Annotated in this window: 27 protein-coding genes; 9 read left to right on the top strand and 18 right to left on the bottom strand. The window is 73.5% G+C overall.

Features of this window, described 5'->3' with window-relative positions; all coding sequences use genetic code 11:
- The first annotated feature begins 155 nt into the window (after positions 1–155).
- Positions 156–923: a potassium channel family protein gene (locus tag ASG23_RS12405; RefSeq protein WP_056025284.1), complete on the top strand. Its 768-nt coding sequence runs from the start codon at positions 156–158 to the stop codon at positions 921–923.
- A 4-nt stretch (positions 924–927) separates the two neighbouring features.
- On the opposite strand, the gene ASG23_RS12400 is transcribed toward ASG23_RS12405, so the two are convergent.
- The gene (locus tag ASG23_RS12400) at positions 928–1,542 is read right to left on the bottom strand and encodes a GNAT family N-acetyltransferase (RefSeq protein ID WP_056026245.1); all 615 of its coding nucleotides are present in this window, start codon (positions 1,540–1,542) and stop codon (positions 928–930) included.
- A 73-nt stretch (positions 1,543–1,615) separates the two neighbouring features.
- On the opposite strand from ASG23_RS12400, the gene ASG23_RS12395 reads away from it, so the two are divergent.
- Positions 1,616–1,855, top strand: a complete 240-nt coding sequence (locus ASG23_RS12395) for a hypothetical protein (protein ID WP_056025280.1) — start codon at positions 1,616–1,618, stop codon at positions 1,853–1,855.
- A gap of 24 nt (positions 1,856–1,879) precedes the next feature.
- On the opposite strand, the gene ASG23_RS12390 is transcribed toward ASG23_RS12395, so the two are convergent.
- The 7 genes from ASG23_RS12390 to ASG23_RS12360 are packed head-to-tail and all read right to left on the bottom strand — an operon-like array spanning position 1,880 to position 4,903.
- Entirely contained in the window at positions 1,880–2,251 is a 372-nt protein-coding gene (locus tag ASG23_RS12390) for a YybH family protein (protein ID WP_056025277.1), read from the bottom strand.
- Positions 2,252–2,307: 56 nt separating this feature from the next.
- Complete coding sequence (locus ASG23_RS12385) at positions 2,308–2,886, bottom strand: hypothetical protein (RefSeq protein ID WP_056025275.1); 579 nt, start codon at positions 2,884–2,886, stop codon at positions 2,308–2,310.
- A complete protein-coding gene (locus ASG23_RS12380) occupies positions 2,883–3,458 on the bottom strand; it encodes a DUF6286 domain-containing protein (RefSeq protein ID WP_056025272.1) in 576 nt (191 codons plus the stop codon). The genes ASG23_RS12385 and ASG23_RS12380 overlap by 4 nt, the downstream gene beginning before the upstream one ends.
- On the bottom strand, positions 3,455–3,817 hold the full coding sequence (locus ASG23_RS12375) for an Asp23/Gls24 family envelope stress response protein (RefSeq protein ID WP_056025269.1): 363 nt from the start codon (positions 3,815–3,817) through the stop codon (positions 3,455–3,457). Before ASG23_RS12375 ends, ASG23_RS12380 begins: the two co-directional genes overlap by 4 nt.
- Positions 3,810–3,989, bottom strand: a complete 180-nt coding sequence (locus ASG23_RS12370) for a hypothetical protein (RefSeq protein ID WP_056025266.1) — start codon at positions 3,987–3,989, stop codon at positions 3,810–3,812. The genes ASG23_RS12375 and ASG23_RS12370 overlap by 8 nt, the downstream gene beginning before the upstream one ends.
- A gap of 9 nt (positions 3,990–3,998) precedes the next feature.
- The gene (locus tag ASG23_RS12365; protein ID WP_200941589.1) at positions 3,999–4,451 is read right to left on the bottom strand and encodes a hypothetical protein; all 453 of its coding nucleotides are present in this window, start codon (positions 4,449–4,451) and stop codon (positions 3,999–4,001) included.
- Positions 4,448–4,903, bottom strand: a complete 456-nt coding sequence (locus ASG23_RS12360) for an Asp23/Gls24 family envelope stress response protein (protein WP_056025263.1) — start codon at positions 4,901–4,903, stop codon at positions 4,448–4,450. The genes ASG23_RS12365 and ASG23_RS12360 overlap by 4 nt, the downstream gene beginning before the upstream one ends.
- Positions 4,904–5,047: 144 nt before the next feature.
- On the opposite strand from ASG23_RS12360, the gene ASG23_RS12355 reads away from it, so the two are divergent.
- From ASG23_RS12355 to ASG23_RS12340, 4 genes are read left to right on the top strand one after another with little or no spacing between them, the layout of a single operon-like run.
- Entirely contained in the window at positions 5,048–5,602 is a 555-nt protein-coding gene (locus ASG23_RS12355; protein WP_056025258.1) for an RNA polymerase sigma factor, read from the top strand.
- Positions 5,599–6,045 carry a hypothetical protein gene (locus ASG23_RS12350; protein ID WP_157465638.1) on the top strand — a complete coding sequence of 149 codons (447 nt, stop codon included), beginning with the start codon at positions 5,599–5,601 and terminating at the stop codon, positions 6,043–6,045. The genes ASG23_RS12355 and ASG23_RS12350 overlap by 4 nt, the downstream gene beginning before the upstream one ends.
- Positions 6,046–6,103: 58 nt before the next feature.
- Positions 6,104–8,689: a circularly permuted type 2 ATP-grasp protein gene (locus tag ASG23_RS12345; protein ID WP_056025252.1), complete on the top strand. Its 2,586-nt coding sequence runs from the start codon at positions 6,104–6,106 to the stop codon at positions 8,687–8,689.
- Positions 8,686–9,600 carry a transglutaminase family protein gene (locus ASG23_RS12340; protein WP_056025249.1) on the top strand — a complete coding sequence of 305 codons (915 nt, stop codon included), beginning with the start codon at positions 8,686–8,688 and terminating at the stop codon, positions 9,598–9,600. Before ASG23_RS12345 ends, ASG23_RS12340 begins: the two co-directional genes overlap by 4 nt.
- Before the next feature lie 17 nt (positions 9,601–9,617).
- Here ASG23_RS12340 and ASG23_RS12335 read toward each other — a convergent pair whose 3' ends face one another.
- From ASG23_RS12335 to ASG23_RS12320, 4 genes are all read right to left on the bottom strand, one after another.
- The gene (locus ASG23_RS12335) at positions 9,618–10,544 is read right to left on the bottom strand and encodes a hypothetical protein (protein WP_056025245.1); all 927 of its coding nucleotides are present in this window, start codon (positions 10,542–10,544) and stop codon (positions 9,618–9,620) included.
- Positions 10,545–10,702: 158 nt separating this feature from the next.
- Positions 10,703–11,230 carry a DinB family protein gene (locus ASG23_RS12330; RefSeq protein WP_056025242.1) on the bottom strand — a complete coding sequence of 176 codons (528 nt, stop codon included), beginning with the start codon at positions 11,228–11,230 and terminating at the stop codon, positions 10,703–10,705.
- 10 nt (positions 11,231–11,240) lie between these two features.
- The gene (locus ASG23_RS19915; RefSeq protein WP_157465637.1) at positions 11,241–11,423 is read right to left on the bottom strand and encodes a hypothetical protein; all 183 of its coding nucleotides are present in this window, start codon (positions 11,421–11,423) and stop codon (positions 11,241–11,243) included.
- Positions 11,424–11,604: 181 nt separating this feature from the next.
- A complete protein-coding gene (locus tag ASG23_RS12320; protein ID WP_056025236.1) occupies positions 11,605–12,870 on the bottom strand; it encodes a GAF domain-containing protein in 1,266 nt (421 codons plus the stop codon).
- A 216-nt stretch (positions 12,871–13,086) separates the two neighbouring features.
- Between ASG23_RS12320 and ASG23_RS12315 the strand changes: the two genes are divergently transcribed.
- From ASG23_RS12315 to ASG23_RS12305, 3 genes are read left to right on the top strand one after another with little or no spacing between them, the layout of a single operon-like run.
- The gene (locus ASG23_RS12315) at positions 13,087–13,701 is read left to right on the top strand and encodes a TetR/AcrR family transcriptional regulator (protein ID WP_056025233.1); all 615 of its coding nucleotides are present in this window, start codon (positions 13,087–13,089) and stop codon (positions 13,699–13,701) included.
- Between the two features lie 4 nt (positions 13,702–13,705).
- On the top strand, positions 13,706–14,842 hold the full coding sequence (locus tag ASG23_RS12310; RefSeq protein WP_235521064.1) for a methyltransferase: 1,137 nt from the start codon (positions 13,706–13,708) through the stop codon (positions 14,840–14,842).
- Between the two features lie 58 nt (positions 14,843–14,900).
- Positions 14,901–16,868: an NHL domain-containing thioredoxin family protein gene (locus tag ASG23_RS12305; RefSeq protein WP_056025230.1), complete on the top strand. Its 1,968-nt coding sequence runs from the start codon at positions 14,901–14,903 to the stop codon at positions 16,866–16,868.
- A gap of 5 nt (positions 16,869–16,873) precedes the next feature.
- On the opposite strand, the gene ASG23_RS12300 is transcribed toward ASG23_RS12305, so the two are convergent.
- The 6 genes from ASG23_RS12300 to ASG23_RS12275 all read right to left on the bottom strand — a co-directional run bounded on the left by ASG23_RS12300 (position 16,874) and on the right by ASG23_RS12275 (position 24,169).
- Positions 16,874–18,313 carry a GGDEF domain-containing protein gene (locus ASG23_RS12300; RefSeq protein ID WP_235521062.1) on the bottom strand — a complete coding sequence of 480 codons (1,440 nt, stop codon included), beginning with the start codon at positions 18,311–18,313 and terminating at the stop codon, positions 16,874–16,876.
- Between the two features lie 105 nt (positions 18,314–18,418).
- Complete coding sequence (locus ASG23_RS12295) at positions 18,419–19,060, bottom strand: biliverdin-producing heme oxygenase (RefSeq protein ID WP_327019469.1); 642 nt, start codon at positions 19,058–19,060, stop codon at positions 18,419–18,421.
- Between the two features lie 75 nt (positions 19,061–19,135).
- Positions 19,136–19,306 (bottom strand): hypothetical protein, encoded by a 171-nt coding sequence (locus ASG23_RS12290; RefSeq protein WP_235521060.1) that lies wholly within the window; start codon positions 19,304–19,306, stop codon positions 19,136–19,138.
- A 102-nt stretch (positions 19,307–19,408) separates the two neighbouring features.
- Entirely contained in the window at positions 19,409–20,410 is a 1,002-nt protein-coding gene (locus tag ASG23_RS12285) for a hypothetical protein (protein WP_056025224.1), read from the bottom strand.
- Between the two features lie 91 nt (positions 20,411–20,501).
- Positions 20,502–22,289 (bottom strand): ABC transporter ATP-binding protein, encoded by a 1,788-nt coding sequence (locus tag ASG23_RS12280; protein ID WP_056025221.1) that lies wholly within the window; start codon positions 22,287–22,289, stop codon positions 20,502–20,504.
- Positions 22,286–24,169: an ABC transporter ATP-binding protein gene (locus ASG23_RS12275; RefSeq protein WP_056025218.1), complete on the bottom strand. Its 1,884-nt coding sequence runs from the start codon at positions 24,167–24,169 to the stop codon at positions 22,286–22,288. Before ASG23_RS12275 ends, ASG23_RS12280 begins: the two co-directional genes overlap by 4 nt.
- Positions 24,170–24,172: the final 3 nt, after the last annotated feature.

Raw genomic sequence — 24,172 nt, 5'->3', positions numbered from 1 at the left:
CCCTGCGACGTCAGGACACAGCGTGCCCCGCGCGGGACCACGAGTCAAGCAGTGTTTGACCGTCGTCATAACCGCGCCTTGACCACGGCCGGAGCGTGCCGACGACACGTCGGGGGACGACCGGCCGACGCGCGACTGCGTGCCAGACTCCTGCCGTGAGCGCGGCGCGCAGTGAGCTGAAGAGCATCGGGTACGAGATCTTCATCGGCGCGCTCTCGCTGCTGTCGATCTTCAACCTCGTCCTGGTCGCCCTCGCCCGTCAGGACGACGACCTGCAGGACGTCCTGCTGACGATGAACGGCATCTTCAGCGTCGTCTTCCTCATCGACTTCAGCTACCGGCTGGCGACCGCGCCGTCTCGCAGGGATTACTTCTTCCGCCACTTCGGCTGGGCAGACCTGCTCGCCAGCCTGCCGGTCGCCGAGCTCAAGTTCCTGCGCATCTTCGGCCTCGTCTGCGTGGTCCGGGGGCTGAGAGCGGTCGGCGGACGCTCCGTACTCCGCAGGGTCATCCGGGACCGGGCCGGCAGCGCGCTGTTCACCCTGCTGCTCACCGGCATCCTCGTGCTGCAGTTCGGCAGCCTCACGATCCTGCGCATCGAGGGTGACGCCCCGGGTGCGAACATCACGACCGCGTCCGACGCCCTCTGGTACACGATCGTGACCATCTCCACGGTCGGCTATGGCGACCAGTACCCGGTCACCGACGCCGGCCGGATCGTCGGCGCGATGATCATCGTCGTCGGCGTCGCCATCTTCGGGACCTTCACCGGGTACCTGGCCAACTTCTTCCTGACACCTAGGAAGTCCGCTGAGCCCGTCGACTCGCTCCAGCAGCTGCGGCGCGTCCTCGACGTCCCCGGCGTGACGGTCGATGACGTCGACAAAGTGCTCGCCCTGCACCGCGGCGAGAAGACCGGCTGAGCCGTCAGGTCAGGTCGAGCGCGAGCGTCCTGCCCCAGTCGTGGCGCGCAGCCTCGGTGAACCCGACACGCGTGTAGAAGGCGATGGCGCCCGCGTTGCGGCTGTCGACGCCGAGGTGCAGCCCCGGCACGCCACGTCCGCGCAGCTCCGCGGCGAGCGTCTCCACGAGCCGACGCCCGAACCCACGGCCCTGGGCGCGCGGGAGCAGGTCGATGTGCATGTGCGCGGGGAACCGGTCGAGCAGGGACTCGTCGGCCGCGGACCCCTCGTGGATGCGGGCGACGAGCACGTGGTCCTCGGTGCCGTCTCGCGGGTCCTCCCGCAGCGGGTACCTGCTGCGCAGGGTCGGCCACCAGTGGCTCTCGAGCCACTGGTCGAACCGGGCGGTGTCGGCCGTCGCCACGATGTAGCCGACCGGGCCGAGCTCGTCGACCACAACGAACGTCAGCCCCGGGTCCGCCACCGGGTACGGACCGGCGTACACGTGTCCGAGCAGGTCGGGGTCCCGGTACAGGGCCGTCGCGTCGCCACCGACCTCCCCGGTGAGCAGGCAGATGCGGTAGAGCGCAGGCAGGTCGGAGAGGTGGAAGGGGCGGATCACCGGGAGTGCGGCCGACATGAGCACGACCTTCTCATGCGTTCACAGCAATGTTTCGATCCAGGATCCGGTCGGACGTGCCGATGACCACGGGGTGACGTTGCGCACGGATTCCGCTCCCGACCTGCTGCACCAGGCGTACGTCGTCGCCGTCGGCAAGTGCGACGACGACGGCAATCCGCTGGGCCCCCTCTACAGCGTGCTGACCACCGCGGCGACGTTCCACGCGAGCGTCGTCGTCTCGACACCCGAGGAGGCGTTCGCGCTCGCCCGCGACCGGATCGCCGCCCAGCCCGACCCGCACGGCTGGCAGATCATCTCGCTGCTGCCCTGAGTCCCAGGAGTCAGCCTGCCGCTGTCACTCCGCGACCGTGTACGTCTTCTCGGGCCAGTAGGCCCACTCCTCGAACAGCTCTGCCCGCCCGTCCGGTCCGAACCGCAGCACCCACAGGTCCCGGTACTCCTGCGGCTTGTCGCCGCCGTACCGGACCTCGACCCTGACCACCGCGTCGGGACCGTCCGCCGCTATCACCGCCGCGGTCATGGTGAACGGCGTCGGGTCCGCCCAGAACCCCCTGATCGCGTCGAGCCCCTCCAGCGGCTCCGGGTCGTAGGGCGAGCGCAGGTAGCGCGCATCCTCCGCGAACAACCGGTCCAGGCCGTCCACGTCCTGCGCCCGCCACGCCTGCTCGTACCGCTCGACCCATCCCGTGACTGCGTCCCTGCCCATCGGAGACCCCCTCGCGCGCGTGTTGCTCCGAGTCTCCACCCGACCACCGACGCGGGTCACTGCACCCGCGGTCCGACCTCCCCGCGCCGCAGCACGGACAGCTCGACGCGGGAGCGCAGCTGGTCGGCCGGCAGGACGTGCGCCAGGTCGGCGAGCACCCCGTCGCACGCGGCGACGACGGTACCGAGGTCCGCATCGGGATCGACGGTGACCCGCAGCCGCACGACGCGCTCCCCGCGGTCGGCGAGCACGGCTCCCCGGGCTGACCGGATCAGCGGGTCGTCGGCCAGCACCTCCGCGGCGGTCGCCACCGCGGGGACGGGCTCGACGATGAGCCTGCCGGGCTGTATACCCGACGGCAGGCGAAGCGACCCGACGGACCGCCGGGGCAGGTGCGCCAGGAGCCACCAGAGCCCGAGGACGACCAGCGCAGCGCCGACGAGCCCGGCCAGCGCCGGGAAGCTCGACGCCCCGGTCACCTGCTCGGGGTCGACGGCGACCTCGTCGGGGACGTCGGGCCACGCGGACTCCAGGAATCCCGTCTGCCACCCCACGGCGGCCACCCCGACCGCGATCAGCAGGAGGCCGAGGAGCAGGACGAGCACCCGGTCGAACGCCAGGACGGACCGCCTCATCGTCGGTCACCGCCCGAGTGCAGGCCGGCCGTCTCCCGACGGGCGACCTTCACGGTCAGCGGCTGCGCCAGCGGCGCCAGGCGCTCGGTCACGGCCGCGCGGACGGCGTCCGTCACGTCGTCGCCCTCCAGCGTGGTGACCGTGACGGTCACGGCACGACGGGTCGCTGACGCACGAGCGGACAGCACGCGGTCGACCTCGTCCGCGGCGGAGGCGGCGAGCCGTGCGGCGTCGTTCAGACCGATGGTCGTCCCGGTCGAGGACGTGACGTCCAGCCGTGTGCGGACCCGGCGACCCAGCGCGATGACCACCAGCCACAGTCCCAGCAGGGCGACGACGACCCCGACGGCGGCGACCAGCGGCGAGGGCACCAGCCCGTCGATGCTGTCGACGACGGGCGCGATCCACGGCTCGCCGTCCACGCGTCCGGCGACGACGAGCGCCTCGCGGACGAGGATCACGCCGAGCGCCACCAGCAGGATCGCGAGCGCGATGCTCCACCAGGCGACCCGGCCTGCCCGGGTGGCCGGGGCTGCGGGGGCGAAGCCGGGTCGGGTCTCGACGGCCGTCATCGCACCCTCGCGACCGGTCGGGCGGACGCGGCCGGCCGGACGACCTCACGCACCGCGACGCTGACGTGGTCGAGCTCCTGGCCGGCCTGGCGTCCGAGCTCTCGGTGCAGCGCGTCCTGCACGCGCGTGGTGACCTGCGCGGCCGAGGCCGGCCACGTGATCGCCACCTCCACCTCGACGTGCGCCTTGGTGCCGGCCCGCTGCCAGCGCACGCGCGGGTACCCGCGCCCGAGGGTGCGCTCGACGCTCCCGACGGACTCCTCCTCCGGCGCGACTCCCGGGACCTCGAGGGTCACCTGCCGCGCGATCCTGGTCAGGGCACGGTCGGCGATCGTGAGCGTGCCGCGGGCGTCAGCCACGGCCGCGGCCGGAGACCAGGCCGGAGACGTCGATCCGACCGTCGACGACCAGGCCGACCAGCGCGCCGACGGCCGCGAGGACCAGGGCGAGCAGGAACATGTCGAACCCACCGATGGCGGTGACGAGGGCGAGCAGCAGGCCGGCGAACAGCCCGATGGCGACAGATGACACGGTGACTCCTCAGACGATGGTGTCGATGTCCTCGACGTGGACCCGGACGGGCATGGGGGCGATCGCGGAGACGGCGCGCTGGACCCGCGCCGCGGTCTGGGGCACGGGGACGCGGTCGGAGACGACGACGTGCACCTCGGTGCCCTCGTCGTCGATCCGGACGCCCGTGACCCGACGGCCGGGCAGGTAGGTTCCCAGCCCGCCGAAGCGCCCGCCGTGCAGCCGGACGACGCCGGGCACGTCCAGCACCGCGGCGGCGACGATCTCGGCGGGAGTCAGCGGCTCGGGCGGCTCGAGCGCCTCGGGCACGACGTCGTCGAGCACGACGACCTCGGCCGGAGCAACGACCCGCGAGGCTGCGGGCTCGACGCGACCGAGGGGCGCCTCCTCCTGCGCCACCTCCTGCTCCAGCTCCCGCGCCACCTCCAGGGGGGTGGGCACGTGCTCGGGGACGTCCGTCACTGGACCCGCTGCTCCTGGGGGGCGGGCGGCTGCGCGTCGTCCTGCGGCAGGTGGACGTCGTTGACGGTCACGTTGACCTCGACCACGTGCAGGCCGGTCATCCGCTCGACGGCGCTGATGACGTTGCGACGGATGCCGTCGGCCAGGTCGGCGATCGAGACCCCGTACTCGGCGACGAGGTCGAGGTCGACAGCGGCCTCGGTCTCGCCCACCTCGACGGAGACGCCCTGCGAGTGGTTGGTGCGGGCGCCCGGGATCCGCTCGCGCAGGTTCCCGATCGCCCGGGCGGTCCCGCCGCCGAGCGAGTGCACGCCGCTGACCTCGCGGGCCGCGATGCCGGCGATCTTGCTGACCACCGTGTCGGCGATCGTGGTGCTGCCCTCGGGGGTGACCAGCGCGCTCTGCCGGGTCTGGGCGGCGACGATGGTGGCTTTTGTGGCGGACTCGCTCATGGTGACCTCTCTCGACGGGTGACGTGCAAGAACCTGTACGTACGGTTGGTCGCCGTTCCTCCCAGTTCGTCATGCGGCAGATGTGTGACATGGGTCACACTCGCCAGGATGCAGCAAGGTGCGCGCGGACGCACGCTGCACGGGATGGATGACGACGAGGTCCCCGACGAGGTGCTCGCCCGGCGGGCGGCGCTGCTCGACCGCGCCGCGTTCCGGGTCATCGTCGACCGTCACGGTCCTGCGCTCTATCGCTACGCCCGTCGGATGGTCGATGACCCTCACGACACCGAGGACTGCGTGCAGGAGGCGTTCGCCGCCGCGTGGACCTCGTTGCCGCAGTTCGCCGGCCGGTCGTCGCTGCGGACCTGGCTGTTCGCCATCACGGCGCACAAGGTGCGGTCCCTGCAGCGTCGACGGGCTCGCACCGCCCTGCCCCTGCCGTTCGTCCCGGACGAGGAGGTGGACAGCCACGCGGTCGACCCGGAACGCTGGGCCGAAGGCACGGACCTCCTCGGGGCGCTGCACGCCGCGCTGCGTGAGCTCCCACCGGGCCCACGCTCGACGTGGCTGCTGCGGGAGATCGAGGGACTGTCGTACGAGCAGATCGCCGAGGTGTCGGGGACGACGACGAGCACGGTCCGTGGCCAGCTCCACCGGGCACGGGCTCACCTGGTCCAGCGGATGGAGGCGTGGCGATGAACGGCGAGCAGCTGCTTGCGCAGGCCGCCCGGACTCTGCGCGAGCACACCGACAGCGGCTGGGTCGCCCTGCGCGACGACGTCGTGGCACTCGCCGTCCGCGCGTTCCGACCGTCCGCCCCCGTGCGGGGGACGCTCCCCGACGGCCCCCTGCTCGTGGCGTCCACGGTGGTCGTGTCGCGTGTGCGCACCGCCCTCGCCGGCATCCCCGGGGCCGGCGTCCTGCGGATCACGTGCACCACCACCCCCGACGACGACCTGGACCGCCTGACCGTCGAGCTGGTCGCGCTCTACGGCACCCGGCTCGTCCCCCTGGCCGTCGAGGTCCGCCAGCTCGCGGCGACCGCCGTCGCCGAGACGCTCGGCCTCGCCCGGCCACCCCTCGACCGGGTCCGGGTCGACGTCTCGGTCCGGGACGTGACGCCGGACCCGCGCCTGCTGTAGCCACCGACCAGCGTGCCGACCTCCGCGGCGGGCGCCCGCGTAGGTCACACTCCTGTGTGTGACCGACCTGCTCTCCTCTCCGCGCCCGCTGGGTGAGCAGGGACCGGTCGAGCATCGCCCGGACTGGTCGTGGCTCCCCGACCCCGCGGACGCGCCCACCGACCACGGCCTGGCGCGGGCGCGCGACGCGGCGGAGCGGCTGCTCGCCGACCACGGCGTCACGTACGGCGCGGACCAGGAGGACGGCGAGCACCCCTGGCACCTGGACCCGCTGCCGGTCATCGTCGACGAGCCGGAGTGGGCCCGCCTCGACGCGGCGCTGGTGCAGCGAGCCGAGCTGCTGGACGCGATCCTGCAGGACGCCTACGGCCACCGGCTCCTGCTCACCGACAAGCTCCTGCCGCCCACGGTCGTGCTCGGTCACCCCGGGTTCGTCCGGGCGGTCGACGGCCTGCGGCTGCCCGGCGGGCGCGAGCTGGTGCTCACCGCGACCGACCTGGTGCGCGACGGCGCGGGCGGGTGGTGCGCGGTCGCGGACCGGACGCAGGCCCCGTCGGGCGTCGGCTACGCGATGGAGGACCGTCGCGTCGTCTCCCAGGTCCTCTCGGGGGTGTACCGGCAGGCGTCCATCCAGCGCCTCGGCCCGTTCTTCCGCGCTCTGCGCCTCGCGCTGCGGGACGTCGCCCCGGGCAGCACCGAGCAGCCGCGGGTCGTCCTGCTCACGTCGGGGCCGTCGAGCGAGACCGCGTTCGACCAGGCGTACCTGGCGTCGATGCTCGGCCTCCCGCTCGTCGAGGGCTCCGACCTGCTGGTCCGCGACGGCCGGGTCTGGATGCGCGGCGTCGAGGGCCTCGAACCGGTCGACGTGGTGCTGCGCCGCGTCGACGCCGAGTGGTGCGACCCGCTGGACCTGCGGCAGGGCTCGCGCCTGGGCGTGCCCGGGCTGGTCCGGGCGGTGCGTGCCGGGACGGTGAGCGTGGTCAACCCCCTGGGCAGCTCGGTGCTCGAGAACCCTGCCCTGCTCACGTACCTGCCGCGGCTGGCGAACGCGGTGCTCGACCAGGACCTCGCGCTGGCGTCGGCCCCCACCTGGTGGTGCGGCGAGCCGAGGTCGCTGCAGCACGTCGTCACCCACCTCGAGCGGCTCGTCCTGCTGCCGACCGTGCGCGGCACGGACGTCGGCACGATCCTCGGCTGGACCCTGAGCCACCGGGAGCGCGAGCTGCTGGCCGCCCGGATCAGCGCGGAGCCGTGGCACTGGGTGGGCCAGGAGCCGGTCGGCCCGGCCGGCCCGACGGTCGACGGGACGCCCGTCGGGGTCGGCAGCGACCTGCCGTCGGCGGCGGGCATCGGTCCCGCCGACCTCGGTCCGCGTGCCGCGGTGCTGCGGACGTACGCCGTCGCGCACCGCGGGTCGTACACGGTCCTGGCCGGCGGGCTCGCGCGCGTCGCGCCGGGACACGTCGTCTCGTCGGCCCTGGGCGCCGCCGCGAAGGACGTGTGGGTGCTCTCCACGCAGCCGGACGCGCCGGTCGAGCCGTGGGTGCCGTCCGACGAGTCGGCCGCGGGCGAGACCCCGTCGCTACGCCGCCCGGCGACCGGCATCTCACCGCGCACCGCCGAGAACCTGTACTGGATGGGCCGGTACGCCGAGCGGGCGGAGGACGCCAGCCGGGTGCTGCGCGTCGTCGTCGACCGCTGGGACGACTTCCACCAGCATCCGGCCTCCGCCGGGGGGCGCGCGCTCGAGGTGCTCATCTCCTCGCTCACGCCGACCGAGCAGTCGGCCCCGGCATTCCGCGACCTCGTGCTGGACCCCCGCACCACGGGGACCGTGGCACGGTCCGTCCGCCGGCTTGCCGCCTCCGCGGCCGCGGTACGTGACCAGCTCTCCACGGACACGTTCGGCCCGCTGGCGCGCATCGAGCGGGCGCTGCGCGACGAGCGCGGCAAGACGCGCGGACGGACGCACGGCCGGGACGCGCTCGATCTGGGGGTCGACGCGGGCAACACCGTGACGGCCGGCCTGCGGCCCGCGCTCGACAAGGTGCTCGAAGGGCTGCTGGCCGTCGCCGGGATCACCGCGGAGGGCCTGGTGCGTGACGTCGGCTGGCAGTTCCTCGACGCGGGCCGGCGAATCGAGCGGGCGCAGCACCTGGTCGAGCGCCTCCTGGCCACCGTCGTGCAGCAGCGGCCCGCCGACGTCGACGCCGTCGTGCTCGAGTCGGTGCTGCTCACGCACGAGTCGGCGATCACGTACCGGCGTCGTCACCAGACGGGTGCGGGTCTCGCCGAGGTGCTGGAGCTCCTGCTGCTCGACGGCACCAACCCCCGCTCGCTGGCCTACCAGCTGGACCGGCTCCAGGAGTCGCTCGCCCTCGTCCCCCTGGCCGGCCGGGCCCCCGACCAACGCGACCACCTGCTGTCCGACGTCGTCGACCTGCTGGCCGAGGTGGACCCCGTCGCGGCCGCCGCTGCTGTCACCGACGACGGCCGACGCGCGCGGCTCGCCGAGACGCTCGAGTCGATGCTCTGGCGCCTGCACTCAGCGGCCGACGAGATCGAGCGCGTGCACTTCGTCCGGCTCGCCCCGAGCCGTCCGCTCGAGGACCCCTGGGACGCCCGGGACGGTGGTGGCGAGTGAGCCGCACCTACGACCTGGTCCACCGCACCACCTACACGTACGCCCACACCGTGACGGACTCGTACGGCCGCACGACGATGACCCCGCGCGACGTGCCCGGGCAGACGTGCCTGTCGACGTCGGTGGAGATCGAGCCCCCACCTGCGGACACCAACCAGTGGGTCGACTACTTCGGCAACCGCACCACGTACTTCGGGGTCACGACTCCCCACACGAGGCTCGTGGTCACCTCGCGGTCCACCATCGAGGTCACCCGGCACGCCCCCGACCCGGCCGCACTGCCCACCATCGGGTGGCACGAGGTCGAGCGCCGCGTCGCCGCCGGGGAGATCGGCCGGCTGGACCCGAGCATCGTGGACCTGCGCGAGGCGCTGCTGCCCTCGCCGCACGTGACGTTCGCCGACGAGGTCCGCGAGTGGGCCGCCCCGACGTTCGAGGACGACCGGCCCCTCGTCGAGGTGCTCGTCGAGCTGGCGCACCGGATCCGCACCGAGCTGGCCTACCGGTCGGGCTCCACCACGGTGCACACCACGCAGGCCCAGCTGCTCGCGCAGAAGGCGGGCGTCTGCCAGGACTTCGCGCACCTGATGATCGCGGCGCTGCGCCTGCACGGGCTGCCCGCGCGGTACTCCAGCGGCTACATCGAGACCCGTCCCCCCGCCGGCCGCGAGAAGCTCCGGGGAGCCGACGCCTCGCACGCGTGGGTGTCCGCGTGGGTGCCCGGCGCCGGCTGGGTGGAGGTCGACCCGACCAACGACCAGCTGGTCGACGACCGGTACGTGCTGCTCGGCTGGGGCCGTGACTACGACGACGTCCCACCGCTGCGCGGGGTCATCTTCACGGAGGGCTCCGGCTCGCGGCTCACGGTGTCGGTGGACCTGGTGCCCAGCGGCAGCGAGCCGTTCGCGTAGCCGTCCGGGCCGGGCGGCTAACGCCCAGCCGTCGCCCGGTCCTGGAGCTCGCCGGGCGGGACGATGAACCCGCCGCTGTCCACGACGGTCCCGCCGACCGCCCGCCACAGGGCGGCGGCGACGCGCGCGACCGACGGCTCCACCCGCGAGCGCGCGATGAGGTGCAGCTGCGAGGGGCGCTCGACCCGCAGCTCCTCGGGCTCCGGCGGGTGCCAGCTCACGTGGTACGACCAGGGGCCGAACTCCCGCGCGTCCAGCCGTGACAGCGCGACCGGCACCTCGGTCGAGCGGCCGGTCCGCACGGAGATCGACCCGTCGTACTCGAACGTCGCCGTCACGGAGAACGTCGGCGGACCGGGGGTCCCGTCGGACTGCTGCGGCTGCGGGACGTCGGTCGGCCCGACGCGCGCCCCGGTCATCGCCGGCCGCACCAGCGGCAGCGCGTCCTGGGCGGACAGCGGCGTGGGCGACCAGAGGGTCAGGTCCACCGCGGCACCCGGGTCGGGCACCACGGCGTTCGCCCGGTCGGCGGGGACGATGCTGCCGGCGGCCCGGCGCGCGGCCGCGGTCATCCAGCCGTGCACAAGGTCGAGGGACGCACGCGGGTCGGCGGGAACCACCGCGTACAGGTCGACCTCCGGCACGACGAGACCCGCGGACTGGGCTACGGACCGGCCCGCCCGAGTCGGACCGTCGAGCGAGGCGGCACCGTCGAGCCGCAGGAGGCCAGGCGAGGGCTCCGCGGCGACCGAGGAGATGCCCCGGAAGCGCGCGCCGGTCATCGGGCGGACCTTCGCCGCCTCGGCGGCGCTCACCGGCTCGCGCGTCCAGGCGGCGTCAGGGAACCACGCGGTGGCCAGGGCGACGACGTCGGTGCCGTGGGGGACCACGAGGACGTTCCGACCGTCCAGCTCCCCGGGGAGGTCGACCAGCGGCAGGCTCATGCCGGAGGACCGTACACAGGTTGTGATTCGAGCAGGTGAAGTTCCGTGGCGCTCACGGGAGGTCCGCAGTGGTCAGCGACTTGTCCACAGGTTCGACGGTGTTGCACACGGCTGTGGACACAGCCTGTGGACAGTGCCCGGGAGACTCATGCCCGCACTCAGGCGCGCACGTCGTGCAAGTGGTGGACCACGTCGTGCAGGAAGTACTGCCCCAGCGTCAGCACCGTGAACTCCGACCCGTTCGACCGCCGGCCCGACCGGTTCCACTGGTCGTCGCCCACCGAGTCGAACAGGGCGGCGGTGCTGTCCGCCGCCTCCGCGAGCTCGACCGCCACCACCTGCGGGTCCTGCAGGTCGTACCGGTCCGCGAGCGCCGTCGCGTCCTGGTCCCAGTTCTCGAACTGCGGGTCGTCCTGCGTCAGCAGCAGCTCGAGACGGGCACCGAAGATCCGCATCACGTCGCGCACGTGGGCCCCGTACTCGAGCGTCGACCACGTGGTCGGGTCCGGACGGTCGCGGGCGTCGACGCGGTGCAGCGCGGACACCCACCGCGGGGTCAGGTCCCGCACCGTACCGGCGATGGCGGGGCCGTCGACGTCGGTGGCCGTGAAGGCGCACTCGGGGCAGCGCTGATGAAGGACCCACGTCCAGTCCTTGGTGTCGGGCTGGATCTCGTCGTTCGTCATGGACCGCAGGTTAGTGGTCCGCCTCGGACCCCGAGTAGGTCATGAGCCACGTCGCGCCCGGAGCGTCAGCCTGCCGGTAGAGGGACTCGTCGATCCAGCCTGCGGCGGGTGCGACGAACTCCCCGGCGATCCACCCGTCGTCGCGCGCACCGGAACGGGCGTCCCGTCCGGGCTCTCCCGCGTCGATGATCATCGTGCCCCCCTGGTCTTTCCCTGCACTGAGCGCCGCGGCCGGGCGAAGTTCCCCTCCGATCCTCGCCCAGCCGCCGCTCGTCTGCCCGTCGACCAGCACGGGTCGCCTCGCTACGCGAGGAACCTAGGGCGCAGCACGTTGCAGGAACGTTGCAGGCGAGCGTCGGATCGGGACGGGGTCCTCAGGCGTGCCGGGGCGCGCCGAGGCGCTGTCCCAGCAGGTCCAGGCGGCTCACGGCACGCACGTGGACCGGGGACCCCTTGGGCGCCAGCCAGACCAGCCGCTCCCAGGCCTGCCAGTCGTCCGCGCCCGCGTCCGAGGCGAGCCAGCGGCTCACCACACCGGGCAGCGGACTGGCGAGCACGGCCGCGCGCACGTCCGCGGCGAGGTCGTCGCGGATGCGCTCGACCCCCGGCGCCACGGACCGGGCGAGGACGGGTCCGGGGTAGGCGGTGAGGGCGGCGTCGACGTCTCCGGTGTCGAGCAGCGCGTGCACCATGTCGACGTCGATGCGCAGCGGCGCCGTCAACCGATACGGGCGGGACTCGCTGAGAAGGGGTCCGACGAGCCGGCGCAGGCGCGAGACCTCGGCACGCACGGTGACGTCCGAGAGCTCCTGCTCGCTGAGCAGCACGGCGAGCTCGTCGGCACTCAGCCCGGCGGGATGGCGTGCGAGGAGCAGGAGGAGCTCGGCGTGCCGCAGGCTCAGCCGGACGTCGATCCCGTTGATGTGCACCGTCGGCGTGCCGAGCACCCGCAGCCGCGCGGTCGACGTGCCGCTGAGCACGATGACCGGGTGCTTCTCGGTGCGAGGGGGCGGAGCGGCGCGGGCGAGCTCCGCCTCGACGGCCGCGACGGTGGCGCGGATCAGGGCCATGACGAGAGCGGACGCCACCATCCGGCCGCCGGTGACATCGAGGACGCCGAGGACCTGCCCGCTCGCGGCATGGATGGGGACGGCCGCGCAGTTCCACGGATGGACCTTGCGCGCGTAGTGCTCGGACTCCACCACCTGGACCGGCTGGTCGGTGGCCAGTGCGGTGCCCAGCGCGTTGGTGCCGGCGGAGTCCTCGCGCCACACCCCGCCCTCCACGAAGCCGACGCCCTCGACCTGGCGACGGAGCGCCTGGTCCCCCTCGACCCACAGCATCCGGCCGACGTCGTCGGTCAGCGCGGTGACCCAGCCGGCGTCCGAGCCGGGGGCGACGAGCAGGTCCCGGACCACCGGCATGGCGGCCGCGAGCGCGAGCGAGCTGCGGTAGCCGGTGAGGTCGTTGCCGCCCATGTCAACGGGCGCGTTCTGGACCTCGGGGTCGACGCCGCTGCGCTTGCTGCGCCGCCACGAGTCGGCGACGACCGTGCGGACCGTGCGGCTGGAGACCTGGCCCGTGGCGACGAAGCGCTCGTGGGCAGCGCGCACACGGGCGGTGTCCACCGTCTCCGGCATCTCGACTCCTCCCGACCTCTCGTCGAGAACGCACACGCTCGCGCGAAGACCGCCCGGCCCCCGCGCGGTTCCGAGTGTACGAACCCGGACCGCGGAGTCGAGCACAATACGGGCATTCTGCCGGGTGATCCCGCGGAACGGGCGTCTTGATCGGTTCATCGCCCGTCGGCCGAGGCCCCGTACCCATTTGGTGACAGAACGTGCGATCATGTCACGATGCCCAAGATCATCGGCGGGTCCCTGCACGAGCACCGCGAGCAGACGCGCCAGAAGCTCTTCGCGGCGCTCTCGGCGCTCATGGCCGACCAGGGGTTCGACGCCATCACGCTCGCCGAGATCGCGTCCGCCGCCGGCGTCGGACGCACGGCCGTCTACAACCACTTCCCCGACAAGGAGTCCCTCCTGCTCGGGTTCATCACGCACGAGACCGAGCAGTACGCGGCCACCTTGCAGCGTGCGCTGGACGACATCGAGGACCCGACCGAGCAGCTCCAGACGTACGTCCGCCAGCAGGCCGCGCTGACGAGGGTGTACCACCTGGCCCCCGGGCCGGAGCTGCGGTCGGTCCTCTCGCGCGGGACCCAGCAGCGCGTCCGCGAGCACGTCATGGTGGTCGAGCAGATCCTGCGCCGGATCCTCGCCGCGGGCATCGAGTCCGGCGCGTTCCCCCCGCAGGACCTGGACGTCACCGTCCCGCTCGTCAACGCGTGCCTGTCCGGTCGTGGCGTCCCCGCGGAGGGGCCCGAGCGCGAGCGCGCGATCGAGCAGACCGAGGCGTTCGTGCTCCGCGCCGTCGGCGCCGCGCCGGTGCCCGCTCCCGTGCCGGCCTGACCCGGTGGCGAAGCGCGCACGCGGCGGTACACCTCCCGCTCATCACGGCAGCCACCCCGTCGGGCGGCGACCCCGGACGCGTCCCCCCGTCCGGCGGTCGACGAGTCTCGAGCTGACCTTCCTGCCCGGCCTCGGCGACGTGCTCGCCGACGAGGCCGCCGAGGTGCTGATGCTCGACGGCGCACCGACCCCGGTACCCGGCCGCGAGGATGCGCTCGACGTGTCCCACTGGGGTCCGTTGGCCGCCGTCCTCGACCTGAGGACCGCCGTCGCCGCCTTCGTCGTCCTGCGGTTCGACGTCCCGCGCCCCAAGTCGCTGACCAGCGGCGACCACCTCCAGCGCATCGTCGACGCGATGTACGCCTCGCTGAAGGTCGGCAGCTCCTCGACGTTCCGGTTCGAGGCCGCGGGCAGCGACTCGGCGGTGTTCGCACGGCTGGCGGAGCTGCTCGCCGAGGCCACCGGCCTGCGGTACGACGAGTCGCAGGGTGAGCTGGTCCTGCGCGTGCGTCGCGGGGTGCGCCCGGGAGCGTCCGGCGACCCCGGGTGGGACGTCCTGGTCCGCGTCGGCGCGCGGCCGCTGTCCGCACGGCGGTGGCGCGTCACCGACTTCCCCGGCGCCGCGAACGCGACGATCGCCGCGGCGATGGTGCGCCTCGGCGGGGTCGGTGCGCAGGACCGGGTGCTCAACCTCATGTGCGGCTCCGGGACGCTCCTGGTCGAGCGCCTGGACGCCGGTCCCGCGGCCGAGGCGGTCGGGGTGGACCTGTCCGCCGACGCCCTCACCGCCTCGTCGGAGAACCTCGGCGCCGCCGCGGTCGACGCGCGACTCCTGCGCGCGGACTGCACCGGCCCCGCGCTCGTCGAGGCCGTCGGCACCGGCTGGGCCCTGCTCCTGGCCGACCCGCCGTGGGGCACCCTGCACGGCTCGCACGCCACCAACGCCGAGGTCCATGCCGGCATGCTCCAGGCGGCCTACGACACGGCAGCGCCCGGCGCCCGGTTCGTCGTGCTGACGCACGAGGTCAAGGTCATGGAGCGCTGCCTGCGCGACGCGGACGCCCTCTGGCGGGTCCGCTCCACCACGAAGGTGTTCGCCAAGGGCCACCACCCGCGCATCTACGTCCTCGACCGCACCTGAGCCTCCGTCGCGGGCTACCCGTGCGCGGGGGAGCGGCGCGGTCGCGCAGAATGGAGCCGTGCGTGAGAGTCGACTGCCCCGGGTCCGTGCGTCCGAGCTCGTCGGGCGGGGGTGGCTGAACACCGGTGGGCGGTCGGTGACCCTGGCGGACCTGCGCGGGAAGATCGTCATCCTCGACTTCTGGACGTTCTGCTGCATCAACTGCCTGCACGTCCTGGACGAGCTGCGTGAGCTCGAGGAGCAGCACCGCGACGTGCTGGTGATCGTCGGCGTGCACTCCCCGAAGTTCGCGCACGAGGCCGATCCGGTGGCGCTGGCCGCGGCGGTCGAGCGCTACGAGGTCCACCACCCGGTGCTGGACGACCCGGAGCTGGTCACGTGGTCGGCCTACACGGCGCGAGCGTGGCCGACGCTCGTGGTCATCGACCCCGAGGGCTACGTCGTCGCGCAGATGGCCGGTGAGGGGCACAAGCGCAACGTCGAGATCCTGGTGGGGGAGCTGGTCGCCGAGCATGAGGCCAAGGGCACCCTGCACCGCGGCGACGGACCGTACGTCCCGCCGGCGCCCAGCGAGGGCACGCTCCGGTTCCCCGCCAAGGCGATCGTGCTGCCGGACGGGCACCTGCTGGTAGCGGACGCCGGGCACCACAGCCTGGCCGAGCTCGAGCCCGACGGCGAGACGCTGGTCCGGCGCATCGGGTCCGGCGAACGCGGGCTCGCGGACGGCGGCCCCGACGAGGCGCGGTTCAGTGAGCCGAACGGCCTGTGCCTGGTCCCGGAGGATCTGCGGCACTCGCTCGGGTACGACGTGCTCGTCGCGGACACGGTGAACCACGCGCTGCGCGGGGTGCGGCTGGCGGACGGCGCGGTGACCACCGTGGCGGGGACCGGCGCGCAGTACATGGTGGGCGCGGCGGACAACTTCGTGCCGTCGGACGAGGACGAGGCCGACGAGGAGCTCGCGTCGATCCCAGTCGTCGGGGAACCGGGCGACGCGGTCGCGGGCCTGACGGCGGGCAGCGGCACGTTCGTCCCCGGTCCTCGTCGGCACAAGCTCTCCTCCCCCTGGGACGTCGCGTGGTCGGAGCCGCTCGGGGCGTTCGTCGTCGCGATGGCCGGCAACCACACGCTCTGGTCGTTCGACGACTCGCACGGCTCGATCGAGCTGCTCGGCGGCACCATGAACGAAGGGCTGCTCGACGGCCCGCTGCACGAGGCGTGGTTCGCGCAGCCGTCCGGGCTCGCGATCGCGGCCGACGACCGGATCTGGCTGGCCGACTCCGAGACCTCCGCGCTGCGCCGGGTGGACCCGGTGGAGCGGACCGTGCACACCCTCGTCGGCGAGGGGCTGTTCGACTTCGGCCACCGTGACGGTCCCGCCGACGAGGCGCGCCTCCAGCACCCGCTCGGCGTCGCGGCGCTGCCCGACGGCTCGGTGGTCGTCGCGGACACGTACAACGGTGCCGTCCGACGGTACGGCGACGGCGGGGCCGGCGGGGCCGGGGAGGTCACCACCCTGGCCACCGGCCTGGCTGAGCCCAGCGGGATCGTCGTGCTGGACGGCGGGTCGACCCTGCTCGTCGTCGAGTCCGCGGCCCACCGCCTCACGCGGATCGCGCTGCCCGCGACGCTCGTCGGCCAGATCCTGGACTCCGGCTCCCACCGCACGCGGCGGCCCGTGACGGAGCTGTCACCCGGCGAGGTGCGGCTCGACGTCGTGTTCACCCCGGCGGCCGGCCAGAAGTACGACGACCGCTACGGCCCGTCCACCCGGCTGCAGGTCTCGTCGACCCCGCCCGGGCTGCTCCTGGAGGGCGCCGGCGACGACGTCCCCCTCGACCGGGTGCTCCGCCTCGACCCGGCCGTGCCGGAAGGCGTCCTGCACGTCACCGCACACGCGGCCAGCTGCGACGCCGACCCCGCGATCGAGTACCCGGCGTGCCACCTGAACGCGCAGGACTGGGGTGTGCCCGTGCGGCTCGTCGAGGGTGCGCCTGCGACCCTCACGCTGCCGCTGCACGGCTGAGGGGGCTAGCGAGCTCCGAGGATCGCGACCGCCGCGAGCGCGTCGAGGGAGGTCGCGACGACCTCTCCCGTGGCCGCCGTCGCGGACATGCCGATCTCGACCTGCCACAGGTCGTGGATGACGACGGCGGTGGACGACTCGACCCCGAGCTCCGCCGGGCTCCCGCCACGGGCCACCGCGGACGGCGGCTCGGCGGCGCTGCGCCGGGTGAGGACGGCCCAGGCGGACCCGCCGAGGGTCTCGGTGGCGGCCGCGGCGAAGGCGCAGAGCCGCGGGACGACGCCGGACTGCGCGGCGACGATCGCGGCCGTCCCCGCCACCAGCACCCGCTCGGCCGTGACGGCGGCGTCCGCCGTGGCGGGCACCAGCGAGCGCAGCGCCCGTGCCCGGGCGCGCTTGGCCTTGTACTGCGCGGTGTCGGCCTGCCGGAACAGGTGCCGCGCGGACACGGACCCGGTGACCGCCGTGGAGGCGATGCCGTAGGAGATCGCCGCACCGTGCGGGAGGGGGAACGCCGCGATGGTCTCCGCCATGACGTCCGCGACCTCGGCGCGCCGCCGGCCGACGGTCACCAGGCAGAACTCGTCGCCCCCGATCCGCGCGGCGGTCGATCCCGGCAGCGCCGCGGCAGCCCGGCTGAGGACGTCGGCGACGGAGCGCAGCAGGTCGTCGCCCGTGTCGTGGCCCAGCTCGTCGTTGACCCGCTTGAGCCCGTCGACGTCGCACATGACGATGCAGGTCTCGTGGCCCGACTCCAGCGCCGCCTCCGCCTCCGCGTCCGCGATGCGGCGGTTGGCCAGGCCCGTCAGCGGGTCGTCGGCGACGAGGTGCCGCACCTGCGCCTCGAGGTCGACGCGGGCGACGGCGCCGGCGACGAGCGCGGCGAGCACCTCGGCGCGGGCGATGTCGTCGACCCTGAACGGCGGGCCCGGTCGGCCGCGGACGGCGTACAGCTGCCCCCACACGCTGCCGTTGACCACCAGAGGCGCGGACAGCGCTGACGCGGCGTCGAGCTCACGCAGGGTGTCGACCTCCACCGGGTCGCCGGCGTCGGGGTCGTCCGGGACGGTCGGCTCGTCGTGCACGGTGCGCGCGTGCGCGGCCCAGCTGGCACGGTCGCGGATGAGGGCGCGCAGCGCCGGGCGGTCGTCGGCGCGGTACGAGGCACGCACCATCCAGACCGCGCGTGGATCAGCAGGGGGCGGCTCGACCACGACGATCCGGCACGTGTCCTGGTCGATGCGGCAGAACGCGACGTGCCGCGCGTCGAGCACCTCGAGGCCGGTGGTCGTCGCCACGCGCGCGACCTCGTCGATCGAGCGGCAGCGGTCGAGGCGGTGCGCAGCCACGGCGAGCGCGCGCACGCCGACGAGGTCCGCGGCGGACCTGTTGTCCGCGCGCGCACCCGGAGCAGCCGAGCTGCGACGCATCACGTCGCCCATCATCGACCCTCCATACCGGATGGGGCGACGCGGAGGCATGAGAGGTGCATGAGATCACCCGTCCTGCCCAAGCAGAAGCCCGTGCGAGCCCGGTCGGCACCGCGGCGGTCACCGGACGTGGGCAGCCCCGAGCTCGCCGAACACGTCAGCATTGAGCCGGAACGCGAGACGCGCCTCCTCGACGACGGCCGCGCGGGCCTCGTCGTCGAGCGGGAGGGCGTCCAGCCGCTCCCGGAACACGTCCTTGAACGGCTTGAGCTTGTGGATCTGGGGGAAGTCGTAGAACGCGATGCCCTCGGATGTGAAGCCGTAGTGGCGCTGGAGCATCCGCTTGATGATCTGCCCGCCGGACAGGTCGCCGAGGTAGCGCGTGTACGCGTGCGCGGCGTACTGGGGCAGCGAGTCCGCGGTCTGCGCGAGCCGGTCGGCGTAGACCCGGGTGGCGGGCAGGACGCGCACCTGCGTCCGCCAGTCGGCGCCGTACAGGTGGCCGAGGTCCTGCTCGATCGCGGGCACGCGGGTGAGCTCGGCGAACACCAGGTCACCGTCGTTCTTGAGCCGGGCCCCGGCCGCCTCCAGCGCGGTGTAGACGACCAGCTGCTGGGCGGCGAGGTCGGCGTACGCGGCGCGGTCCAGCCGGCCGGCGAGCAGCTGCTCCACGAATCCCGAGCGTTCAGCCGTCTCGTGCTCGTCCCGGGTCCCCTCGCGGAGCGCGACGGACAGCGGGGACATGACGGTGCTGGCGGTCACGGGGCTCCTCGGGTACTGACGCTGTGTCAGGAAACAGTAGCCTTCCGCCCTGCCCGGCTGGTCGAGATCAGTCGCTCAGGCGCTGGCGCGGATGGCGCCGACCACCCGGACCCGGACGTCGACACCGTCGACCGCCCCCGGCAGGTCCGAGCCGGGGTCCCGTGACATGTTCACCTGGAGCTGGTACCCGTCGGCGGCACGGGCGATCCCGATCCCGCGCACGTCGGAGCGCCCCTTCAAGGTCATCCGGAGGCGCTCTTTCGCTGCCCGGGCCTGCTCGAGGTCCGCCATGTGTCCCGCCTCCCGCCGACCGCGACGCGGCCGCAGGGGCGGCAGGTCCGACGGTCGTCAGACCAGTGTGACCCCAAGGGCGTCCAGAACGGCATCGATCGGGTTGATGTACGTCAACCCGGTGCCATTGTCTCCCCCCGACTCCGAGCCTGCAAAGAGCAGGCCGAGGGCGACGCCGTCCTCCCGGTACACGAGCGACCCCGAGTCACCACCGCGGGAGAACGGCCCGCTTCCCGTGGACTCCACCTCGATCTGGTCGTCGAAGCTGATCTCCCCGAGCTCCTCGCCGTAGCCGACGACCACGTTGTCCAGCTCGATCGCGGTCACGCGCCCTCGGGTGATCGACGTCGTGCGGCCGATCTTCGCCACGTTCTCGCCGCCGAGCGCGACGGCCGTGGTGGAGATGAGGCCGACCGGGTACGCCGGGTCCACCTCCTGGTCGTCCAGGAGCGCGATGGCGCAGTCGACGGTGGCGTCGCGACGAGGGTCCAGGTCCACGCGGCCGGCCAACGTGCCGACGCGATCCTGCGGTGCCCGCCCCCCGTCGGCGGGACCGGGCTGCAGGATCACGTCGCCCACCTTCGCCTGGGGCGACCCCGAGAGCACGTGGTAGTTCGACAGCGCGTGCACGACCCCGTCCTTGTGGACGAACGCACCGAGCGTCCCGGCCGTGACGTCCACGTGGGCGATGGAGACGCCCGGCCGCAGAGGGCGCGTGCGACCGGTCTCCCCCAGCGAGCGGGAGGTGATCACCGGCGGGCGCGGGCGCACCTTCGTCGGGTCGTCGCCGACCGCGAGCGTGCTGATCCGACCCGTGCGGCGGACGTCCACCTCAGGCCCCACCTCGGCGACGACCTCGCGCGCGATGCGGCGGACCGACGGAAGACCCAGGCGGTAGCGGACCGCCAGCGCGTACGACCCGTCCGGCTGGGGTGCGAGACCGATGGCCAGCGCCGGACCGCCGTGCGCGATGTCGGACGGTCGCACGACCCGCTCGGACAGCTCCCGTGCGTGGTCGACCGCCTGCGCCTTGGTCTTGCGTGCCTCGCCGTGGTCCATGAAGCTCCCCCTGCTCGTTCCGCCCGGTACCTCCCGGAGCGGTGCCAGTCTGCCCGTCGGCACCCACAAGCGCAGGTCCGTCCAGCGGAGCTCAGAGGTAGGCGGCCGCCTGGATCCCGAACAGCTCGGCGTACAGACCGTCCCGCGCGACCAGGTCCTCGTGGGATCCGGACTCGACGATCCGGTGGTCTGCGACGACCACGATGAGGTCAGCCATGCGGACGGTCGAGAACCGGTGCGAGACCAGCACGGTCACGGCACCGGTCGTCGCGCCGACGGCCTTCGCGTGGGCGGCGTACCGCTCGTACAGGTCGTGCTCGGCCTGGGCGTCGAGGGCCGACGTCGGCTCGTCGAGCACGACGAGCAGCGGCTGCTCGCGCATCATCGCCCGGCCGAGCGCGAGCTTCTGCCACTGGCCGCCGGACAGCTGGGCGCCGTCGGCGTGGCTGGTGCCCAGCTGCGTGTCCAGCCCGTCCTCGAGGCGGGCCAGGACGTCGGAGGAGTGCGCGCGGTCCAGGGCGCCGAGCACGGCCTCGTCGGAGTCGATCCGGGGCAGGTCCCCGACGCCGACGTTCTGGCGCGCCAGCAGCTCGAACCGGCAGAAGTCCTGGAAGCCCGCCGCGGTGCGGTCGCGCCAGTCGACGGGGTCGAGGTCGTGCAGGTCGACGCCGTCCACGGTGATGGTGCCCTTGGTGGGGGCGTAGAACCGGCACAGGAGCTTGACCAGCGTCGACTTGCCGGCGCCGTTCTCACCGACGATCGCGACGCTGGTGCCCGCGGGCACCAACAGGTCGACCGCCTCCAGCACGGGCGCGTCCGTGCCGGGGTACGTGAACGAGACGCCGTCGAACCGGATGCCGTCGCGCAGCGAGTCGGGTGCCGCCACCTGCGCTCCGTGCACAGTCTGCGCCTGCACCAACGACCGCATCCACGCCAGGTCGGTCATGCTCCGGGCCGCCCGTTGGAGCTGCTGGAGGATGGTGACGGCGGCGGTGACCTGCTGGTTCACCTGCGAGGCGAGCGTGATGACGAGCACCACGGCGCCGACAGTGCGTTGCCCGGCGACGGCGTCCCGGAGCACCAGGAGGGTTGCCGCCACGTACGCGACCGCGAACACCAGCTGCCCGGCCGCCCGCAGGGCGTCCGCGCGCACCTCGCCCGCCCACAGGATCGCGGTGGCCGCGTCCCAGGACGTCCGCAGGCGCGTCCGGACCTCCTCGCCGAGCCCGCACGTGCGCAGCTCCTTGGCCGCCGCGGCGTCGAGCGCCAGGACGAACAGGTGCCGCGCGCGCCGATTGTCGGCGGCGGCGGCGGCGCGCGCCCCACCCAGGACGTTCTCACCCCGCCGCCCGAGGATCAGCGGCGGGAGCGCAGCGAGCGGCAGCAGCAGCAGCCACGGGTTGAGCTGTGCGAGCAGGACACCCGTGATGAGCAGCGCGACGCCCAGCCCGATGGCGGACAGCAGCGCCTGCATCGATCCCCAGCCCGACCGGTCCAGCTCCGTGCGCAGCACCTGCAGCCGGTCCGCGTACTCGGGCCGCTCGTGGTGCTCGATGCCCGGCGAGACGTGGGAGAGCGCGATGAGATCGCGTTCCAGGCGCATGACCGCCGCGTCACCCAGCTCGAAGTAGAAGATGTGCGCGAAGTGCCCCGCGGTCAGCGCGGCGACCACGAGCACCGCGACGAGCACGGCAGCGATCGACGCCCGCCGGGCGTCCCCGGCGACGGCCGCGTCGGTCAGGGCGGCGAGCGCGGGCGCGGCCAGCGGCAGCGCCACCGACTGCAGCACCATGAGAATCGAGGACAACGTGAGCTTGCCGGGGCTGATCCGCCCCGCCAGCCGGAACAGCGCCCAGCTCCCGGACAGCGTCTGCCTCATGACTCCACCTCGTTCCCGTCGGCGTCCAGCCCTGCGGCGAAACGTTCGGCCTGCAGCCGGAACAGCCGTGCGTAGTGCCCGTCGGCGGCGACGAGCTCGTGGTGCGTGCCCTGCTCGACCACGCGGCCCGCGTCGATGACGACGATCCGGTCCGCCCGCCGCACGCTGGAGAACCGGTGCGAGATGAGCACCGACGTGACTCCGCGCGTGAGCTCGACGAACCGGTCGAAGAACGCGGCCTCCGCCCGGACGTCGAGCGCGGAGGTCGGCTCGTCCAGCACCAGCAGGCGTGCACCCGCCTCGAGCGCGTACAGCGACCGCGCGATGGCGATCCGCTGCCACTGCCCGCCGGACAGGTCGGCACCGCCCTCGTACGCGCGGGACAGGGTGGTGTCGAAGCCGGAGGGCAGCGTGTCGACGGCCTCCGCGATCCCCGCGCGCTCGGCGGCGCTGCGCACCACCGCAGCCTCCCGCAGAGCGTGCACCGCGCCGACCGCGATGTTGTCCGCGGCCGACAGCTCGTACCGGACGAAGTCCTGGAACACCACGCTGACCTGGCGGCGCCACGCGGCGACGTCGAGGTTCGCGAGGTCGGTGCCGTCCACCGTGAGCCGGCCCGCGGTGGGCTCGTGCAGGCGCGTGAGGAGCTTGACGAGCGTCGTCTTGCCTGCGCCGTTCACGCCGACGATCGCCGTGCACAGTCCCGCGGGCAGCTCCAGGTCGAGGCCGTCGAGCACAGGTCGGCTGCTGCCCGGGTACGCGAAGTGCACGTCCTCGAACCGCAGCGACCTCTGCGGCGCCGCGGTCGGCACGGACAGCCCGGTGCCCGCGTCGGGGAGCCGCGCCTCGGCGTCGGCCATCCGTCGCTCGAACTCGGCGAGCGCCGAGACGGCCTGCATCCCGTACTGCGTCTGCACGTCCGACTCGGGGTAGTACTCCCCGAGCGCGATCGCGGCGACCACCGACTGGATGCCGAGGGCGAGCGCGGTGAGCGTGATCTCCCCTGCCGATGCGGATCTCGCGATGGACACCAGCACGGCCGCGCTGATCACCAGCCCGATCGCCGTGTAGACGAGGTACGGCACCAGGTAGAGCTGTCGGCGACGGGCGGCGACCGGGTCCAGCATGTGCGTCGTCGCGTCGACGTACTCGTCCGTGAACCAGTCGGCGAGCCCGAAGACCCGCATCTCCTTGGCCGCCTCGGGCCCCATCGCGACCTCGCGGAGGTACACCGACCGGCGGCGGAAGCCGATGACCTGCGACCACACCTGCGAGTACCGACGGAGCCCGCCGCGCTGCCCGTACCGGAACACGAGGGTCGCGAGAAGGATCGCCGCCGCGGCCGGCCACGACACGACGACGCCGATCACCGCGGCGAACCCGACCAGCTGCACGTACCGCGCGACGAGCGCGAGCAGCCCCGCGGCCGCCGACCCGGGGCTGCGGAACTCGGCCTCGAACTCCCGGGTCGCCTCCGTCAGCGCCTCGAGGGTGGCCTGGTCCTCCATCGGCGCGATGCTCGTCGAGTGCAGCGCGACCCGCAGCGCCCGGTCCCGCAGGGCGCCGTCGACGCGGCGCTGCATGCGGACGCCGAGCGCGGTCTGCACGGGAGCGAGGACCTGCCGGCCGAGGAACAGCACGGCGGCCAGGACGAACGTGCGCACCAGGTCGCTCCACGCGGCGGACCCGGTGCCGCCGTCGACCGCCGCAGGCACCTGCCCGACCACGACGGACGTGGCCAGCACGAACGCGACCGGCAGGAGACCGAGCACGACGTCGAGCAGGAGCAGCCCGGCCACGAGACCCGCGCCTGCCGTGGGCAGCAGCCGGAGGATGTCCCGTCGCGGGAGCACCGCCGAGCGGTACCAGGAGCGGAGCATCAC

It is taken from the genome of Cellulomonas sp. Leaf395, assembly GCF_001424125.1.
Taxonomy (GTDB): domain Bacteria; phylum Actinomycetota; class Actinomycetes; order Actinomycetales; family Cellulomonadaceae; genus Cellulomonas.
Note: the sequence above shows the minus strand (reverse complement) of the source record. Positions and strands in the feature narration are given on the sequence as shown.

Bases quoted from the DNA above. Each gene is read 5' to 3' on its own strand.
- ASG23_RS12400 (WP_056026245.1), bottom strand. From the start codon at position 1,542: ATGTCGGCCGCACTCCCGGTGATCCGCCCCTTCCACCTCTCCGACCTG.
- ASG23_RS12390 (WP_056025277.1), bottom strand. From the start codon at position 2,251: ATGGGCAGGGACGCAGTCACGGGATGGGTCGAGCGGTACGAGCAGGCG.
- ASG23_RS12385 (WP_056025275.1), bottom strand. From the start codon at position 2,886: ATGAGGCGGTCCGTCCTGGCGTTCGACCGGGTGCTCGTCCTGCTCCTC.
- ASG23_RS12380 (WP_056025272.1), bottom strand. From the start codon at position 3,458: ATGACGGCCGTCGAGACCCGACCCGGCTTCGCCCCCGCAGCCCCGGCC.
- ASG23_RS12360 (WP_056025263.1), bottom strand. From the start codon at position 4,903: ATGAGCGAGTCCGCCACAAAAGCCACCATCGTCGCCGCCCAGACCCGG.
- ASG23_RS12355 (WP_056025258.1), top strand. From the start codon at position 5,048: ATGGATGACGACGAGGTCCCCGACGAGGTGCTCGCCCGGCGGGCGGCG.
- ASG23_RS12350 (WP_157465638.1), top strand. From the start codon at position 5,599: ATGAACGGCGAGCAGCTGCTTGCGCAGGCCGCCCGGACTCTGCGCGAG.
- ASG23_RS12335 (WP_056025245.1), bottom strand. From the start codon at position 10,544: ATGAGCCTGCCGCTGGTCGACCTCCCCGGGGAGCTGGACGGTCGGAAC.
- ASG23_RS12330 (WP_056025242.1), bottom strand. From the start codon at position 11,230: ATGACGAACGACGAGATCCAGCCCGACACCAAGGACTGGACGTGGGTC.
- ASG23_RS19915 (WP_157465637.1), bottom strand. From the start codon at position 11,423: ATGATCATCGACGCGGGAGAGCCCGGACGGGACGCCCGTTCCGGTGCG.
- ASG23_RS12320 (WP_056025236.1), bottom strand. From the start codon at position 12,870: ATGCCGGAGACGGTGGACACCGCCCGTGTGCGCGCTGCCCACGAGCGC.
- ASG23_RS12315 (WP_056025233.1), top strand. From the start codon at position 13,087: ATGCCCAAGATCATCGGCGGGTCCCTGCACGAGCACCGCGAGCAGACG.
- ASG23_RS12300 (WP_235521062.1), bottom strand. From the start codon at position 18,313: ATGATGGGCGACGTGATGCGTCGCAGCTCGGCTGCTCCGGGTGCGCGC.
- ASG23_RS12290 (WP_235521060.1), bottom strand. From the start codon at position 19,306: ATGACCTTGAAGGGGCGCTCCGACGTGCGCGGGATCGGGATCGCCCGT.
- ASG23_RS12285 (WP_056025224.1), bottom strand. From the start codon at position 20,410: ATGGACCACGGCGAGGCACGCAAGACCAAGGCGCAGGCGGTCGACCAC.
- ASG23_RS12280 (WP_056025221.1), bottom strand. From the start codon at position 22,289: ATGAGGCAGACGCTGTCCGGGAGCTGGGCGCTGTTCCGGCTGGCGGGG.
- ASG23_RS12275 (WP_056025218.1), bottom strand. From the start codon at position 24,169: ATGCTCCGCTCCTGGTACCGCTCGGCGGTGCTCCCGCGACGGGACATC.